At 42.8% G+C, this 17,913-nt stretch carries 16 protein-coding genes; 7 read left to right on the top strand and 9 right to left on the bottom strand.

Annotated elements, in window-relative coordinates; all coding sequences use genetic code 11:
* Positions 1 to 30: 30 nt before the first annotated feature.
* Positions 31 to 1,596: an exopolyphosphatase gene (gene ppx, locus ACHEVO_RS08200; protein ID WP_394124572.1), complete on the bottom strand. Its 1,566-nt coding sequence runs from the start codon at positions 1,594 to 1,596 to the stop codon at positions 31 to 33.
* A gap of 460 nt (positions 1,597 to 2,056) precedes the next feature.
* Here ppx and ACHEVO_RS08205 point away from each other — a divergent pair, with 460 nt between their 5' ends.
* Positions 2,057 to 2,392 carry an Mpo1-like protein gene (locus tag ACHEVO_RS08205; protein ID WP_394124734.1) on the top strand — a complete coding sequence of 112 codons (336 nt, stop codon included), beginning with the start codon at positions 2,057 to 2,059 and terminating at the stop codon, positions 2,390 to 2,392.
* 124 nt (positions 2,393 to 2,516) lie between these two features.
* Here ACHEVO_RS08205 and ACHEVO_RS08210 read toward each other — a convergent pair whose 3' ends face one another.
* The 3 genes from ACHEVO_RS08210 to ACHEVO_RS08220 all read right to left on the bottom strand — a co-directional run bounded on the left by ACHEVO_RS08210 (position 2,517) and on the right by ACHEVO_RS08220 (position 6,261).
* Positions 2,517 to 4,238 carry an AMP-binding protein gene (locus ACHEVO_RS08210; protein WP_394124573.1) on the bottom strand — a complete coding sequence of 574 codons (1,722 nt, stop codon included), beginning with the start codon at positions 4,236 to 4,238 and terminating at the stop codon, positions 2,517 to 2,519.
* Between the two features lie 264 nt (positions 4,239 to 4,502).
* Complete coding sequence (hemL, locus tag ACHEVO_RS08215) at positions 4,503 to 5,804, bottom strand: glutamate-1-semialdehyde 2,1-aminomutase (protein WP_394124574.1); 1,302 nt, start codon at positions 5,802 to 5,804, stop codon at positions 4,503 to 4,505.
* Positions 5,805 to 5,907: 103 nt separating this feature from the next.
* The gene (locus ACHEVO_RS08220) at positions 5,908 to 6,261 is read right to left on the bottom strand and encodes a zinc ribbon domain-containing protein YjdM (protein ID WP_057758016.1); all 354 of its coding nucleotides are present in this window, start codon (positions 6,259 to 6,261) and stop codon (positions 5,908 to 5,910) included.
* Positions 6,262 to 6,718: 457 nt separating this feature from the next.
* On the opposite strand from ACHEVO_RS08220, the gene ygfZ reads away from it, so the two are divergent.
* Both ygfZ and ACHEVO_RS08230 read left to right on the top strand, forming a co-directional pair.
* A complete protein-coding gene (ygfZ, locus tag ACHEVO_RS08225; RefSeq protein ID WP_394124575.1) occupies positions 6,719 to 7,471 on the top strand; it encodes a CAF17-like 4Fe-4S cluster assembly/insertion protein YgfZ in 753 nt (250 codons plus the stop codon).
* 91 nt (positions 7,472 to 7,562) lie between these two features.
* Positions 7,563 to 8,888: a D-amino acid dehydrogenase gene (locus ACHEVO_RS08230; protein WP_394124576.1), complete on the top strand. Its 1,326-nt coding sequence runs from the start codon at positions 7,563 to 7,565 to the stop codon at positions 8,886 to 8,888.
* A gap of 92 nt (positions 8,889 to 8,980) precedes the next feature.
* Here ACHEVO_RS08230 and ACHEVO_RS08235 read toward each other — a convergent pair whose 3' ends face one another.
* Entirely contained in the window at positions 8,981 to 11,179 is a 2,199-nt protein-coding gene (locus ACHEVO_RS08235; RefSeq protein WP_394124577.1) for a molybdopterin oxidoreductase family protein, read from the bottom strand.
* Between the two features lie 63 nt (positions 11,180 to 11,242).
* Positions 11,243 to 11,941, bottom strand: coding sequence for a TetR/AcrR family transcriptional regulator (locus ACHEVO_RS08240; protein WP_394124578.1), 699 nt, complete (start codon positions 11,939 to 11,941; stop codon positions 11,243 to 11,245).
* Between the two features lie 210 nt (positions 11,942 to 12,151).
* Between ACHEVO_RS08240 and ACHEVO_RS08245 the strand changes: the two genes are divergently transcribed.
* From ACHEVO_RS08245 to ACHEVO_RS08260, 4 genes are all read left to right on the top strand, one after another.
* The gene (locus ACHEVO_RS08245) at positions 12,152 to 13,399 is read left to right on the top strand and encodes an NADH:flavin oxidoreductase/NADH oxidase family protein (RefSeq protein ID WP_394124579.1); all 1,248 of its coding nucleotides are present in this window, start codon (positions 12,152 to 12,154) and stop codon (positions 13,397 to 13,399) included.
* A gap of 434 nt (positions 13,400 to 13,833) precedes the next feature.
* Complete coding sequence (locus ACHEVO_RS08250; protein WP_057758006.1) at positions 13,834 to 14,037, top strand: CsbD family protein; 204 nt, start codon at positions 13,834 to 13,836, stop codon at positions 14,035 to 14,037.
* Positions 14,038 to 14,766: 729 nt separating this feature from the next.
* Complete coding sequence (locus tag ACHEVO_RS08255) at positions 14,767 to 15,426, top strand: hypothetical protein (protein WP_394124580.1); 660 nt, start codon at positions 14,767 to 14,769, stop codon at positions 15,424 to 15,426.
* Positions 15,427 to 15,510: 84 nt separating this feature from the next.
* Positions 15,511 to 15,885 (top strand): hypothetical protein, encoded by a 375-nt coding sequence (locus ACHEVO_RS08260; protein WP_394124581.1) that lies wholly within the window; start codon positions 15,511 to 15,513, stop codon positions 15,883 to 15,885.
* Positions 15,886 to 16,027: 142 nt separating this feature from the next.
* Here ACHEVO_RS08260 and ACHEVO_RS08265 read toward each other — a convergent pair whose 3' ends face one another.
* From ACHEVO_RS08265 to ACHEVO_RS08275, 3 genes are all read right to left on the bottom strand, one after another.
* Entirely contained in the window at positions 16,028 to 16,339 is a 312-nt protein-coding gene (locus ACHEVO_RS08265) for an NGG1p interacting factor NIF3 (RefSeq protein WP_394124582.1), read from the bottom strand.
* A gap of 37 nt (positions 16,340 to 16,376) precedes the next feature.
* On the bottom strand, positions 16,377 to 17,009 hold the full coding sequence (locus ACHEVO_RS08270) for a DNA-3-methyladenine glycosylase (protein ID WP_394124583.1): 633 nt from the start codon (positions 17,007 to 17,009) through the stop codon (positions 16,377 to 16,379).
* Between the two features lie 294 nt (positions 17,010 to 17,303).
* On the bottom strand, positions 17,304 to 17,864 hold the full coding sequence (locus ACHEVO_RS08275) for a hypothetical protein (protein ID WP_394124584.1): 561 nt from the start codon (positions 17,862 to 17,864) through the stop codon (positions 17,304 to 17,306).
* Between the last annotated feature and the right edge of the window lie 49 nt (positions 17,865 to 17,913).

The following is a 17,913-nucleotide window of genomic DNA, read 5'->3' on the forward strand; positions in this document are numbered from 1 at the left end:
CTTTTGTTACGTTAATCTTTAACTCAATACTTACAATGGTAACTGCTCAACCTCTGGAGTCTCGGCCTCTTGGGCTTCAATCACACTAAGCTGTACGCCCCATTTGGCAAACTGGTCAATCTCAGTACGCAAATCTGCGAGCAGGAACGCATAATGCTCACTGCTATCCGCCAAGGTGATTTGCCAACTGTTTTCAGCGACTACCTTCAGTTCTAGCTCTGGTAGCGCGTAATCACTGCGGCTATGATGTGCCAGTACGGCGAGGCGCAACAGTAAGCAGAGATATACCAACTGGTCACCACCAATCTGACAAGTCTGCTCTAGCATATCGGCTTTGAGCTTGCGACGATGGTTAAGCATCAGCTGCGCCATGCGTTTTTGATCGACTTGCGAAAACCCTGGAATATCAGAGTATTCAAGCAAATACGCGCTGTGCTTGTGATAGCTACTGTGACTGATTGCCAACCCTATCTCATGCAAGAATGCAGCACGTCTGAGCAAGTCGCAATCATCATTGGACAGCGCAAGTTTGTCTTTTACTTGTTCAAATAAATGACGGCTGGTTTTCACCACTTGCTTGGCTTGCTTTTTGTCTCCTGAATAACGCTTGATTAACGCCAAGACACTGCGGTCACGCACATCTTCACTGGCAAAACGACCAAGCATATCGTACATAACACCTTCGCGTAATGCACCGTCTGAGTAGGTAATGGTCTCAACGCCCAGCACTTTCATCACCGCGCGCAATACTGCCACGCCAGCAGGAAATACGGCTTTACGATGTTCTTTGACGCCTTCTAACTCGATATCATCGATATTGCCAATCTTAATCAGCAACTTCTCTAATTTTTTGACACCTTTGTAAGTAATGCGTTCTTGCTCATCGGCCCAACCCTTTGACACTAGGACATTGCGCACCGCTTTAATCGTACCGCTTGAGCCAACCACACTGCTCCAGCCCGTCTTTTGATAGCGACCATTAATCGCTAAGACTTCTTTGCGCGCACCTGAAATGGCACTATTGAAGGCTTCTTTAGTAATCAGGCCGTCCGCGAAAAATTTTTGGGTAAAAGAAACACAGCCCATCTGTAAACTTTCAGTCAATAATGGGTCAAACTTTTGACCAATAATAAACTCTGTCGAACCGCCGCCAATATCCATAACCAAGCGTTTATCACTACTCTCGTTGGTATGCGAGACGCCCAAATAAATCAATCGCGCCTCTTCTCGGCCCGCGATAATTTCGATAGGTTTCGGCAAGATTTTATTGGCACGAGAAATAAAGTCGTTGGCGTTTTTGGCTTGACGCAACGCATTGGTCGCGACTACACGAATACGCTCTGGTGGTACTGAATCCAAGCGCGCCACAAAGCGGCTTAAACAATCAAGACCACGCTGTTCAGCAGCTGCGCTTAGAATATTATTTTCGTCCAAACCGGCGGCGAGCTGTACCTTTTCAGACATCGAGACTACTTTTCGCACTTCCCCATGGTCAAGACGAGCAATAGCTAAATGGAAACTGTTGGAACCAATATCGATGGCTGCCATCATTTCATCATCGCCAATTGGCGGATTCGTAAGGTAGTCAATAGGCATAGGACAAGTCGTCACCGTGTTAGAGAGAGTGGATAGTTTACCAAAATCACGTGCTATATAGTTATAAAATCACATGTATAGAAAAAAGTCATAACCACAAAAATCAGGGCAATTTTATCATTAAAGCATTTATACCAAACACTCGCAAGCGATGCAAAACTGTAGTGGGGACATCGAAGACCACCCTATAAGCTGACAGGTATAGACTCAGCATCTAGCGCTTGTGTTACTCATATCGGTTTGCTACATTGAAAGCTATCAATATCATGATAAAAAACCGTTATTTAGAGAGTTTTTATTCGTATCACTCACTTCAAAAGTCACCAACTAATCGGTTGAAAATCATCCGCAATTAATAGTTATCAACCCCACCAGCAAGGAAGCTAGTCACATGAATCAGACCACGACAAAAGACGCTACCCAAAATACTGAGCCCCCTATCAGTAGCGCTAAAAAAGACATGGTAAAAACTGAAAATTCGCCCAAACAGGCATTTTATGATTTTTACTTAGATGAGCATCAAAACATAGCTTGTCGCCGCTTACATTTCGCAGGTAGTAGCTTTGGCTTATTAGGACTCGCAAAGTCTGTCAAAACTGGCTCAGCTAAGCCTTTGGTAAAGGGCATTGCTGCTGGATATGCCTGTGCATGGGTTGGACACTTTTTCTTTGAAAAGAACAAACCCGCTTCTTTTAAGTTTCCATTGAAAAGCTTTGTCAGCGATTTTCGTATGTATAGCGATGTGCTACGAGGCAATCTAAGCTTGAGAGATCGCAAGTTTGATAAAGCACGATAACGTTTAATCGTCATATAAATTAAATGACAAAAAAACTGGGCTACTATTTTAGTAGCCCAGTTTTTAATTATGTTGATAGCTTCGTTGATATCAGCTCATTTCTATAAGCAAAGTGATACATTTTTTACCGTAAGGATTTGCGTAATATTTTGCCAACAGCAGTCTTAGGGAGCTCATCGATAAACTCATAGGACTGTGGGCGCTTATAACCAGTTAAACGCTTGCTTGCAAAGTCTTTTAGCTCCTCTACGGTGAGATCCGCGTCTTTTTTGACCACAAACGCTTTTGGCACTTCCCCGCTATGGTCATCTGCCACCCCGACTACAGCGACTTCGAGCACTTTAGGATGTTCAGTCAGCGCAGCCTCTACTTCATTGGGATATACGTTAAATCCTGATACCAGTATCATGTCCTTTTTACGGTCGACGAGTGTCAAAAACCCCTCATCATTCATGACGCCGATATCACCTGATCTAAAGTAGCCATTTGGGGTAAAAGTATCAGCATTGTCTCGCTGCCAATAACCGCGCATGACCTGAGGCCCTTTGATACAGACCTCACCCCTTGTACCTACTGGGCAAGTATTCCCATTCTCATCAATGATATGGATATCTGTCAAAGCAAGCGGCAGTCCGACGCTACCATTGAACTCTGTAATGCCAGACGGATTGAAAGAAATAACAGGCGCCGTCTCAGACATTCCATAGCCTTCGCTAATAATCATACCTGTCACTTGCTGCCATTGATCAGAGACCGCTTTAATAATCGCTGTGCCGCCACCGATAGATAAGGCTAAACGACTAAAATCTAGACTAGCGAATTTTGGATGATGCAGCATGCCAATGAATAATGTATTCACTGAAGGGATAACATGAGGTCGGTGCTGTTCAATGGTATTCACTAAACCATCGATATCACGTGGATTGGTGACCAATATATCTTCCCAGCCGCCATAAAGACCTAGCAAGCCGCAGACCGTAAACGAAAAAATATGATAAAGCGGTAAGGGATTAAGTATTTTAATCTGCTCGCTACGATTGGCTTCAATCGTTTTACCAAACATCGCGTAGCACTGGCAGACATTGGCCATGACATTATAATGAGTTAGCATGGCGCCTTTTGGCTTGCCAGTCGTACCGCCTGTATATTGCAGTAGCGCCAAATCTTCACGTTCAATCGTAACTGTTTTGAACGCTTCTGCACCATAGGCCTGCATAATATGTGCAAACATTATGTTGTGCTGTGATGATTCATTTGATAATTCGGTCGAGGAATGTGTTTGCTCATCTGTGTTCGCAGATTGTGCTGTGCCAATTTGACTGAGCAAGGCAATGTCGTTATCAGCAATGCTAGGATCAATGGAACATCTGACCACCCATTTCAACTGCGCTTTGACTGTGTCATCTAATTGCTCATAAGCAGTGCTCATACCATCTAGCACAATTAGACCACAGGCTTGAGCGTCAGTGAGCTGATGTGCCAATTCATATTGGGTATACATGGGATTAACATTGACCAATACCACACCTGCACGTAGGCAACCCAACAGTACCACGGCATACTGCAGTATATTTGGCAGTTGTACCGCTATGCGATCGCCCTTCTCAACACCTTGCGCTTGTAAAAAAGTAGCAAAACGTCGACTGGCAATATCTAGCTGCCTAAAAGTGAGCGATGCCGCACCCATACTAAAAGCTGGAAATTCACTATTCTGTTCAATCTTTGGTTGCAGTAAGTCAATTAGATTTTGCTTACCTTCCAATACATTCAAATGATTGTCTAGGCCGTATTGGTCGTAAGTGGCTTGCCATAATGGCGCGGTATTGCTAGAAGTACTGGTACTCATTCGTTTGCATCCTTGCTTAATTGGCTGGGTTTACCTCAGAATATCATAACTTATTGTCTGTTTTTCGGATGCGCAGGCAAGAACTGTATAAGCATCAGTCACGCTAACGGCTATACAAACAATCTTCAAAAATACTTTGTATTCTTCCCAATACGATTATAAATAAGATATCGATAAACAAAAAAACCAGCAAAGATCACGGGATGACCTTGCTGGTTTTTTAAACTGCAACTTTTTAGTTAGCTAAGAGCTTAAATGGCTAAACTATGCCTTTGCCATTTCTGCAAATATCTCATCAGCCGCTTTGATTGATGCATCAATATCTTCGTCGCTATGTTTGATAGACATAAAGCCTGCTTCATAAGCTGACGGTGCCAAGTAAATACCGCGATCTAGCATACCGTGGAAGAAAGTATTGAATACGTCCATATCGCACTCTGTCACGTCATCGAAATTCTTTGGTGTTTCGGTTGCGCTGTCTTTGACAAAGAACATGCCAAACATGCCGCCAAGCTTATTGGTACGTAGATGAATACCATGTTTGTCAGCTGCTGCTTGGAAACCGTCTACTAGGTGATCAACTTTCGCTGCTAATTCGTCATAAAAACCGTCTGCCGTTAAGTCTTCAAACATGGCGATACCAGCGCGCATCGCTAGTGGATTACCTGATAACGTGCCAGCTTGATAGACGCCGCCAAGTGGCGCGATGCAAGACATGACTTCTTTTTTACCACCGAAAGCACCGACGGGTAAGCCAGCACCGATGATTTTACCAAAGCAAGTTAAATCAGGGTCGATACCGAAATGGGCTTGCGCGCCGCCAAGACCAACGCGGAAGCCCGTCATGACTTCATCAAAAATCAATACTGCGCCATTAGCCGTACATTCTGCGCGCAACGTATCATGAAACTCTTGTGTTGGGATAACCATGTTCATGTTACCAGCGATAGGCTCTAAGATAACGCAGGCAATTTCTTCACCCCATTTCTCAAAGCAGTCCTTAATCGCTTGCGGATCATTATAAGGAATCGTAATGGTATGCTTAGCAAAGTCTGCTGGCACGCCTTTCGACGTTGGCTCACCAATATCAAGCATGCCAGAGCCAGCTTTTACCAACAAGCTGTCTGAATGCCCATGGTAGCAACCTTCGAACTTAACGATTTTGTCACGCTGAGTATAACCACGTGCCAAGCGAATCGCACTCATGGTCGCTTCTGTACCAGAGCTGGTCATACGAATCATCTCAACGCTAGGCACGATATCACAAATCTTGTCAGCAACTGTTGTCTCGAACGGCGTTGGAGTGCCAAAGCTCAAACCATCATCGGCCGCTTTTTTTACCGCATCGATGACTTTTGGGTGCGCATGACCCAAAATCATTGGGCCCCACGAGCCAACATAATCGATATAGGCGTTGTCTTCGGTATCGTAAATTTTGCTACCATTGGCACGGTGCATAAAGATTGGCGTACCACCAACCCCTGCAAAGGCGCGAACTGGCGAGTTAACACCACCTGGAATATGTTTACGTGCTTGTGCAAAGAGCTGTTCGTTTTTAGTACCCATAATTATTCTCTACTTATAGCGACATTTATAACGACAATGTTTTGTGATTAAACGTCTGCTTTATATTTGTTTATTATCGAATCTTTCAAGAAGTTTTTACAATTTAAGCTTTTTTGACCACAGAAGATTTAAGCTTCATTGGGCCATAGCCATCAAGTTTACAGTCGATATCATGACCGTCAGTAGCATCTGGCAACAGACGAATACTTTTCGCTTTCGTTCCTACTTTAATCACAATTGAAGAGCCTTTGACTTTTAGGTCTTTAATAACTGTCACCGCATCGCCGTCCTGTAGCTCATTGCCAACAGCATCACGAATAACTGCGTCTTGGTCTTCAGCTTGCGCTGCATCAGTCTCAGCCGCCGTCCATTCATGAGCACACATAGGACATACCAGTAACGCACCATCTTCGTACGTATATTCAGCATCACATTTAGGGCAATTTGGTAAGCTCATTATTTCCTCGGCAGCCATCGTACATTAGGTTAATTGTAGAGCTGATATTGTACCGTAACTCACCATCTTTAACCAATTTGTACGCTTGAAAATCAAACGCTATGCCCAATTTAACACTTAACTCATCGCTTATTGATGACGTTTTTTATGACAGGGTTTTTTGTGGTACTCTTCTTAACCTTATTTAGATTTATGTGCACATATACTGTCAATGATAAAAGCACCCATATAGTTTTTTATCACTTCGATTTACCCTCCATATTAGGGCGTGTCCCTATTTTAAAAATGGCGATAAATTGCAGGTAAACAAGGAAAATAGCGCAGGTAATATCGAGCTATTGGCCAGCTATTTGACGCCGTTTGCTAAAGATATATCCATTTTTAGCCCATTTAGTCATAAACATTTGAATTAGGGACATGCCCTAATAAGTAAGCTCTCATCAGAAGGATAATAACAATGACTCAGTCTTCAAATTTATCAGCCGTACCGCAGTTTTCGCAATTAACTATCCAAGGCGAAGACGCCGAAAAATTCTTGCAAGGGCAATTAACTTGTGACGTTACCAAGCTCGGGCTTAGCTATCAGGCAGCCGCCATCGGTAACTTAAAAGGTCGTATTGAGTTTGGCATCTGGATCAAAAAACAAGCAGAAAAACATTATGATGTGGTCATAAGTAGCGACTGTGCTGAGTCTTTTCAGGCACACCTTAATAAGTACGGGGCGTTTTCTAAATTTGAGACCAGCGCACCAGCAGCGATTTATCCTTGCGTACTAGCAGATGAGCCAACTTTTAGCCATAAAGACGACCATAATACTGCTGACGATACGCAGGCTTGGATGGCATGCAGCCTAGCTACTGGCAATTATTGGGTTGTGGCCGCCACTCAAGGTGAGTTTCAACCGCAAGAGCTGCGTCTACATCAGCGCGGCGGCATGGACTATGATAAAGGCTGCTACTTAGGTCAGGAAGTCATCGCTCGCATCTACTTTAAATCTGCACCCAAAGCATTTTTACACTATGTACAAGGTACCGGTGGGACACCAAACGCAGGTGACAAGCTCGATAAAATCCAAGTGGTCAATGCGATGAAAAATGACGATGGCTTTACTGCTTTGGTCGTGGCACGTCCTGAACAATTGGCAGAGAGTAATTTGAGCATATTGGACTTGCCAGCTGCACTACAAGTAGATGTCGCACGCCCAAAATAAAAGCACCTCGAATCAGGCAAGCGACGCAGCAAAGGTGATGGTAGTTTAATAAAGAGCGGCCGTCATGACTAACATGAGCATAGAGAATCCTATGACACATATTGCGGTACTCGGAGCAGGCGTGGTGGGCGTGACCACCGCATGGTATCTACGTCAAGCTGGCTATGATGTGACCGTGATTGAGCGCGAACCGGCGGCAGGTATGCAGACATCATTTGCCAATGGCGGCCAAATATCTGTCTCACATGCCACGCCTTGGGCCAATCCTGCGACCCCGATGAAAGCGCTCAAGTGGCTGTTTAAAGAAGATGCTCCGCTACTGTATCGTTTGCGCGCTGATAAAGCTCAGCTCAAATGGGCCATGCAGTTTCTGCAAGAATGCCGCGCCGATAGAGCCGATGCCAATCTGGTGCAAATGGTGCGCTTAGGATTATATTCTAGAGATACCTTACAACAGCTGCGCGCGGATATCGGTATTGACTACGAACAGCAAACCCGCGGTATCATGCACTTTTATACCAATCAGGCAGAGTTTGATGCGGCTATCGAACCAACTGAACGCATGCAAGCGCTTGGTTGTGAGCGCCATGTGATTGATATTAATAATGCCGTCAATTTAGAGCCAGCGCTCTACCCAATTGCGCATAAGCTCACTGGGGCAACCTATACCAGTCGTGATGAATCTGGTAATGCACACTTATTTACTCAACGGTTAGCACAGTGCTGCATTGATGCTGGCGTACAGTTTTTATATGATACCGAGATTTTGGCACTCAATGCTGATGCTGACTCTGCCCGTCCGTATGTGCACAGTATTACTATCCGTCCAAAAGGCGAAAATGCGCAGACTTTCACGGCTGATACTTATGTGGTCGCGCTTGGCAGCTATAGCGTACCTCTGCTAAAACCTTTGGGCATACACGTGCCAATATTTCCAGCAAAAGGTTATTCGGCTACTTATACGGTGAATCCACGTGCACCGCATTTAGCGCCTTTTGTCAGTCTAATTGATGATGAATTCAAACTGGTCACCTCACGACTGGGTGATAAGTTGCGAGTTGCTGGCACAGCAGAATTCAACGGCTACAACCTAGATTTAAATGCCACGCGCTGTGAAGCCATCACTCGGCGTGTACAGCAATTATTTCCAAAAGGTATCATCGCAAACTCGGTGCAATATTGGACAGGACTGCGCCCGATGACCCCATCGAACGTACCTTTGATTGGTCGCGCACACTGCGGCCAAGTCAAACATGGTAGTCATAATACTTCAGCGACTTTTGATAATTTATGGCTCAATACAGGGCATGGTACCTTGGGATGGACACACTCTTGCGGCTCTGCAAAAGCCCTTAGTTTGCTAATCCAAGGTGAAACGCCCAACGTCGATTTTGATTTTATCGGCATGAGCGTTTGATCGGCTCAGTGACGTATTCAGATTGCAAACAGAAAAAGGCGCTCACTTTACGTGAACGCCTTTTTTGTATTTCTATGAACTTGCGATTAACTTTATGCTAGTGCGCCTTCCGCTACAGTCTCTGTAGCGGTAGATAAGCCATCTACACCCATATCCAATGCTTCTAATTGCACAGGCACACCATTAACGGCGGCATTACCACTCAACTGATCAATCAACGTCTCATCGGTCAAATCATTAACGCTGACACCTGCATGCGCTTGCGCAATCTTTTGCTTCACCCCTTTGCGTCCGTGACCAAAACCATGCGGAATACTGACCACTCCTGGCATCAGCTCATCCGTCACTTCTGCTGCAATGACCACACTACTCACTCGAGAAGTTACTCTGACATCTTGACCGTCTGCAATGCCATGTTGCGCTGCCGTTTGCGGATGCAACATCAATGTACAGCGAGACTTACCTTTTACCAATCGATGGCTATTGTGCAACCATGAGTTGTTACTACGTACGTGACGACGACCGATTAGCAAAATCTCATTACTGTTGTACTGCTGTACCATCTCTTTAACACGGGCTAAATCTGACTGATAAAAATCAACATGAAGATGAATTTGTTTATCAGCGTGTTTGATGGCCTCTGGCAACATACGATGTAGAGGCCCTAAATCGATACCATGTGGATTTTCGATCAGTGCTTCAAATGTCACGTCTTTATGAGGTCCATACTTTAGGCCTTGCTCTAACAAGAACTTAGGACCAAATGCTTTTGTCGCGGCACGTTCCTTTTGCGTTGCTTCTGGCGCATCTTTGTCTAAGCGCTCTGCCAATCCTAAATAAATCTCCCAGTCATGCTTGGTATCGTCAGTTTTCTCAAACAAAGCAGACGAATATTTGGCGACATTGTGCACGGCAAAGCCGTTAAAAGTAATGTCATAATGGTCGCGCTCTAATGGCGATACAGGTGGCAAAATAATATTGGCATGGCGACTGGTCTCAGTCACAAAGTAATCAAGCGAAACCATAAACTCTAGTTGTGATAATGCTTCGTCTAACTTTTCACCATTTGGGGTACTCAGAACCGGATTACCAGCGACCGTGACGAATCCCTTTAACTGGCCTTCCCCTTCGACTAGCATCTCATCTGCCATCGCAACCACTGGATACTCACCATTAAAATCTGGCAAGTTACTGACGCGGCTATGGCGTTTACCCAAATAGCCTGGTCCTGAGCTGTTCACAACATCGACAGCAGGATTTGGGAACATGAGTCCACCCACTTCATCTAAACGACCCGTGACGATATTGATGACCATAGATAGATATTGGCTTAGCAAACCAAACTCTTGCACCGAGATGCCCATACGGCCGTAACAAACCGAGCTTTCTGCTTCACAAAAGTCTTTGACGATACGTTTGATTTCGGCTGCGGTAATACCCGTGATGTCTGCCACTGACTCAGGCGTGTATTGTTCAGCAAATAAAGCAAGTCGATCTATTTCTGGTGCCAAGGCCGCCACTCTAGTATCGAGCTTTGCATAGCCTTGCGTATAGATTTCATTGAGCATGGCCAATAGCAGCAATACGTCCGTCGCTGGACGAATAAAGTGGTGCTCACTAGCGATGTCAGCAGTTTCGGTACGTCTTGGATCAACTACTACCACCTTGCCATCGCGCGCTTTAATATCTTTTAGCTTTTGACGCATATTGGGCGCAGTCATGATACTGCCGTTGGAAGCTAGCGGATTGCCACCGATGATGAGCATGTATTGGGTGTGATTGACATCAGGAACAGGTATACGCAGCATGTGACCAAACAGATGCATGCTAATAATATGATGTGGCAGCTGGTCGATAGAAGTGGCAGAAAAACGACTGCGCGTCTTTAAGCTGGTAAGCAGTTGTTTGATGGTCAACATACCACCCATGTTATGTACGTTAGGATTACCCAAATAAACACCCAACGCATTTTGACCATACTTTTGCTGTATGGATTGAATACCTGCGGCGACTTTATCTAACGCTTCTGGCCAACTAATAGATTTCCAACCGTCAGCCGTTCTCTCTACTGGCTGACGCAAACGGTCAGGATCTTCATGCAAATCTTGCAAAGCAGTGGCTTTCGGACAAATATAGCCTTGTGAAAAGGGATCGTTTTTATCCCCTTTAATCGACAAGACTTTTTCGCCATCATGTTTTATCTCGACGCCGCACATTGCTTCGCACAATGTACAAGTTCTAAAATGCGTTTGCGTTTCGCCTAACGTTGGTGCAGCCGTGGTTGTGGCCATAGTCACTCTCCCTGTTGTATTTTTTGTTCTAGATTTCATGACAATAATTTTTGCTTATTATCACTACTGACTAGTCTTGCTTCCGTGCAAAAAATTGGCGAACAGTGCATCAAAGCTGAGACTCAACGTGGCAATCGCTTGTTGCCTTGAGTAACGCTGCTGATGACAGCCCAATATCAACTCATGTACTTGTGCCGCCGCCATATCGACGCATAGATTGACAGCACTACGCTCGCAAGAACGATTGGATAACTGCAATCCTTGAATAAATATCTCTGTCCACTCTTCTTGTATTTCGGTAATCAGATTGCCCAGTCCATTGTTTAATGAAGACTGATTTTCTATAGTGTCACTAAACCTAGGCCGATCTTCGAGCAAATGCTGAAACAGCGCGATATTCTCAAATGCAGAATCAAAGATCATAATCAGGCATTGTCGACATTGCTGATTAAATTGATCTTTACTCAACACATCATAATCTTTGAGCATATTGACCCATGCCAGTCGCATCGGTGATAGATAATTGTCTTTTAGTTGGGCGCTCAGCTCATTTTGTAACGTCTCTAGGCTCTCAAAATGATTGTAAAAACTGGGTTGGGCAATACCTGCACCTTTGGCAACTTTATTCATGCTCATGCCCTGAGCACCTTCCAAACTATACAACCGCAAGGCACTTTTTAATAACGCACGCCGAGTCTTAGCTTTCGCCAGCTCACGTTTAGATTCTACTGGGCCTGTCAAATCTTGCGCTAATACATTCAATGCAGAGGTTTTCCTATTCAATAGATAATTATATCGACACACCAGTAATTTACCTTAGGTGCTATTGTGCCAAAAAAATGTGATGATAATGGTCAATTGCCGACAGCGAATATCTTAGCTATAAGGTTATAGTCATTTAAACCATATGTCTATAGCCAAACCCATAGTAGAACTCATGCTTCACAAAACAACTATTTTTAGGCCACCATCATGACATCACCTGTATTCTCCCCTTTAGTGCTGCCTTGTGGCGCTACATTACCCAACCGCTTAGCAAAAGCTGCCATGGAAGAAAACATGGCTGATGTCGGTCAAGTCCCTGGCCCTACTCTGCTCCGTCTATATAAAAACTGGGCAGAAGGCGGTACAGGGCTGTTAATCACGGGAAACGTGATGGTCGATGGCCGTGCTATGACAGGGCCTGGTGGTGTCGTATTAGACAAACACAGTGAGATAGCGCCTTTTAGAGCATGGGCAAATGCTGCCAAACACAACAACAACAACACACAGGTTTGGATGCAGCTCAATCATCCTGGCCGTCAAGTATATGCTGCCATGGGCGGTGATGTGTTGTCACCTTCTGACGTGGCTATCGATTTAGGCAAGCACTCCCATCTATTTGGCAGACCTCGTGCGATGACGCAGCAAGATATTGAACAATTGATCCAGCGGTTTGCCGATAGTGCACTAAAAGCAGAGCAAGCTGGCTTCGATGGTGTACAAATTCATGCCGCCCACGGCTATCTAATTTCTCAATTTTTATCACCGCTTACCAATAAACGTAAAGATAAATATGGTGGTTCGATTGAGAATCGTATTCGACTATTGATCGAAGTAATCAAAGCCGTTCGTGCTCAAGTTGCGCCTACTTTTGCAGTCGCTGTGAAGATAAACTCGGCCGATTTCCAGCGCGGAGGATTTGATGCAGATGATGCTAAAGTGGTTATTTCAGCGATGAATGAATTGGCGGTAGATTTGGTTGAACTATCAGGTGGCAGCTACGAAAGCCCAGCCATGCAAGGCAGCACAGCAGATGGTCGCACGTTGCAACGAGAAGCTTACTTTTTAGATTTCGCAAAGGAGATTGCTCAAGTCGCTACCATGCCTATCATGACGACAGGTGGCGTTAGGCGATTGGCTGTCGCAGAAGATGTACTGGCGCAAGGGATTGAAGTGGTTGGTATGGGAACCGCATTAGCCATGAACCCTGCTCTGCCGAATGGCTGGAAAAATGATAGTACGCTTAGTGCTCACAATCCTGTGGTACGCTGGAAAGATAAAACCTTAAGTGCAGTTGCTACAATGGCCCTCATCAAGCGACAATTACAACGCATGGGACAAGGGAAGTCGCCCAAACCAACTGCCTCGCCAATTTTCTCCTTGATTTCTGATCGTATACGAATAAAAAAACTCACCAAACGCTATCATCAGTATTTGAATAAATATTCGACGAAATAACTTTCAAGCAATTTCAAAGACAATAAAAAAGCAGCTACTCTATTTTTGAGTATCTGCTTTTTTATTTGCATAATTATTTTTGAGTAATAATATATTTTTTAATATTCATATAAAAAACAAGTTCATAGAGGGAATTATTATCACGTACAATAGACGCAATTTACGTGGCACTACTACAGCAGCCCTGTATATAACACTTAGTAAACGCTCACTATAATTAAGTAACACTATAAACATAGCATATACAGACAGCTGAATTGAAAAGTCCTATATTTAATCTCACAAGATATTTGGAACCAATCAATTATTCTTGTGCAATACAATTAAAATAAAAATTAAATAGTAGTATCAGTAATCGATATCGTGAAATAAGCATCAAAATAGTGATTAAGAAATAAATCAAACACAATAAGTTCAATAAAAGGAATAATACAATGAACGAACATACTCTAAAAGGCGAATGGAACCAAATGAAAGGTTCAGTTAAACAAAAATGGGCTGAGCTAACAGATGATGACCTTACCCATATCGAAGGTAGCCGTGACAAGCTAGTAGGCCGTGTACAAGAGCGTTACGGTCATGCCAAAGAAGACGCAGAGCGTGAAGTAGATGACTGGCGTGTAGAAAATAAATATTAATATGTTTGCTGGATAATTATTCGCTACGTAATCACTGTACTGAACAAACCGAAAAACCGCATAGAAATATATGCGGTTTTTTTATGGCAGATTTATACTGTACAGATACGCTGTTGGAGAAATAAATTACCATTCTCCAGACACGATAAAACCGCATAGCAATCAATTGTTATGCGGTTTTATTGTTAACTATCCATGTTACCTATCACGACTGCTTTTCATGCATCCTTGCACAAATATTCAGTATATTGTGATACTGGGCATCCTGCCCTTTTTACTACACTACAGCTTCAGTATTACTTGCTGCTATCAGCAAAGGGACTGTGTCCTTACTTCAATCGCTATTGTCATCCTGACGCTAGTTATCGAATCATTATCCTTAATGCGGTCAACTCAATCCTTGAGTCACATTCCCTAATGCCGTGTGACTATAATGCCTAACTCTCACTCGTATGTTAAGTCGCGTAAACGTCATTGCGTGTAAGCATATGCTTACAACAATCTATTTTATTTGCCACAATTATTACAACTTATTAACGCAAATGACACCTAGCGCAAAGTTTTGTACTCTATTATAGATAATGTAAGGAAATATTTCGAAAAATAACCTACTAAAGATACTTGTTAATTACGATCTAATTTAATTCATCAGAATACTTTTAAAATCTTATAGTTATAGATATTTCTAACATATATCGCCTACTTAATACCATCATAGGATATTGCCTCATGAAAACAATAAAACCTTTCTCTATTAAGGCCACTGTATCTACTGGTCTTGTCGTCGCGTTATTAGGTACGACAGTGGGTTGTGCGGTTGTAGGCTCAGGATATGACAATCAGCCCGTATATCGTGGTGATAATAGCCAAAACAATAATTTTAATCGCGTAAGTCAGCAGCTTCGACAAGACTTGCGCCGCAAAGGCTATCAGGTTATAGATATCAGAGCTGATAGTTACCGTGGCGATCGAGCTCTTACGGCTTATGCTAAAAAGAACAACCAAGCCTACGAGCTAAAATATACTTACCCTGCCCTAAGACTCATCAGCTCAAGCAAAAAAGCATGGCCAAATAACTGGGATAATAATAAGTCGCAAAAGAATAATGACCGCTATAAAGAAAACAAGCATCAAGATAATTATCAGAATGGTCAGCTCTATAAAAAAGGCGATGTCGAAGACACTATTAAAAGAGAATCACGTTACCCAGCTATCAAACGTCGTGCTATCAATAAAGTAAGAGCTATGGGCTACCGTGTTGAAGATATCGATCTTGAGGAAAAAAATAAGCGCGGTGTCTTTGAGATTGAGGCCAAGCGAGGTTCACAGAAGTACGAGATACTATTAAGTTATCCAAATTTAGATGTTATCAAAGTCAGAAAAGATTGATTACTTGCAGCATTTTTAGCTAATTACCTCGGTACATTTAACTTTTACCCATATTGAGCAACGATATATTATTAGGAGATCATTATGAAGACTCTATCATTTTCAACATTAAAAACGGTAGCGACTGGCAGCATAGTCGCAGCTTTACTGGCAGTGACCACAGGCTGTGTGACTGCGCCTAGCGGCTACAATGGCTATGACGACCTTTACGAGCATACTCATAAGGACAATAAAGGGCACAAAAAACACAAAGACAAAAAGAACGACAAAGACAGCTATGTCTCCGTTGTCGAGCAACGAGCTGCTAGTAAAGTCCGTAGCATGGGATACCGTGTCAAAGACGTCAAATATAAAAACGGTGATCGTAAGATTAAGATAAAGGCTGAACGTGGACGCGACGATTATAAAATTGAGCTAGGCTATCCAAGCTACAACGTGATTAAACTTAAAAAAGATTAATCAGTTATTAGGATCTGATATTCACTATCTATACTCAGTTGAAATATTAAAAGCTTTATAACCAAATAAGTCATCGAATAGCTTATTTGGTTTTTTTATGAGAATTCTTACACTCAATCATCTGATACTTTTCTATATAAAACTAAAAATCCAAGACTTTTATCACATCATAAGCTAGTGTTTCATATGGATGTGCCTTTTTTAATGCTGCAATGGTAGCATCGATAAAGGCTTCATCCACCACCATTTCGACTCGCCACTCATTGACCATCTCTAAACTATCATGTGTACCAATGTGCGGATTACTGCCTGATAATGGCATAAACTGACCGGCTCCTTGTACCTGCCAACAGCATTGCTCATAGTTTCCAATTTTCCCAACGCCAGCAGCAAACAGAGCAGACTTCACTTGTTCTAACGCTGCATCAGGAATAAAAACGGTCAACTTATACATAGGTTTACCTTATAGAATGGTTTTGAGTCTCAACTTGCTAGTTCTTAGATAAAGAAGGGTGATCGGTCCATATATAACGTAGCAGCCAGTCTTTGGCATCACCTGCATAATCAATACCAATACGTGGGCGTAGTGATACAGGTGGCTGGCAGCCATCATCTTCTATCCAAACTTCTGATGTCGACGAGATAGGCTTGCCATATAAATCGCGATCAATTTGCAAGCGTTTGGTCAATTTCCCAGGACCTGCGAACTGCTTAGAATGTGTAAACTGCTTATCTGGGCTGAGTTGTTGCTCTTCAATCAGACGGTCACTATCATCGGTCAAAAACCCAGCGCGGATCAATACCGATTCAGGCGACTCTACAGAGCCGCTAATCAAATTTAGCATATGATGCACACCATAGGTCAAATAGACATAGAACACACCACCTTGCTCATACATAATCTCTGTGCGCGACGTTCGAGTACCTGCATGTGAATGGCAAGCGGGATCATCTTGACCAATATAGGCCTCGGTCTCAGAGATACGCATACGTAGCGTTTTTTGTTGTCCATCGCTATCTGTCAGCTGTCGACATAAAACCTTACCAATCAGGTCAGCAGCGACCACACAGGTCGGACGAGTGAACCAGTCAGGCTCTAAAATAGTTGATGAAGCAGTAGACATTAGCAAAACCTTTTTTTATTTTTATAGTCTAATTGATATTAGTAAGTACTAACAAATTAGCATAAAAGTAAGATAAGGTATCGAGGACAGTGTTGGCGCTATGTTTGATTTTTATACAATCTAAACTATACGCCTGTACCTAAAGAGTGATACTGGTTGATAAATAGATAGGAATTGCAGTCTGTTATAAGTGGTTCCATTATGGTGGTCTATTTAAGTAGTCTGTTAATAGGTTTGTCGAGTAAAATAACTGGTTTCGCTGAGGTATACCCTATAAAGATTTTCTAATTTAAATTATTTAAACTCACCAAAATTGGACTTAATAAAATATATAATGACGAGAAACATTAAGATATTTCCCATAAATAACACAAGCATTAAGTAGGCATGACCAACATTTACCAGAAGTTGATTTTTACCTTTGTGTATCTGATAAATAATTTCATCATCAGCGCTAATACTTATAAGTTGCTTATAAGGGTTATGATACCAATATAATTTAGGGATTTTATACCAATGAACAGTAACTTCCTTACCTTGAATAAGAGTTATCTTTTCAGAAGGTATGCGACAACCGCCATTTCCATTTGGCATTCGCGCACCCAAATAACAATTGATAGTCGTATCGCTTCCATTGCTATTTAGGTTTAGCCAATACTCATTGCTATAGGTTTCTCTTAGCGTTAAAACGCCTTCACTGCTATAGATACTTGACTTATCAACCGGGTATTTGTCAGATTTTCTATCTACATCTAGCACAATAAGTATGTAGATAGTACCTACTACAACCATAAAGGTTAGAAAAACAATGTATAGCTTTCCAAGGGTAGATAAATCACGAAAACTTAAGTTCATTTACTGATTTTTCCAAGTAGCGGCTTGTTGAATGTATCGTTAATCTGCC

The sequence above is a fragment of the Psychrobacter nivimaris genome, assembly GCF_043419765.1.
GTDB lineage: Bacteria > Pseudomonadota > Gammaproteobacteria > Pseudomonadales > Moraxellaceae > Psychrobacter.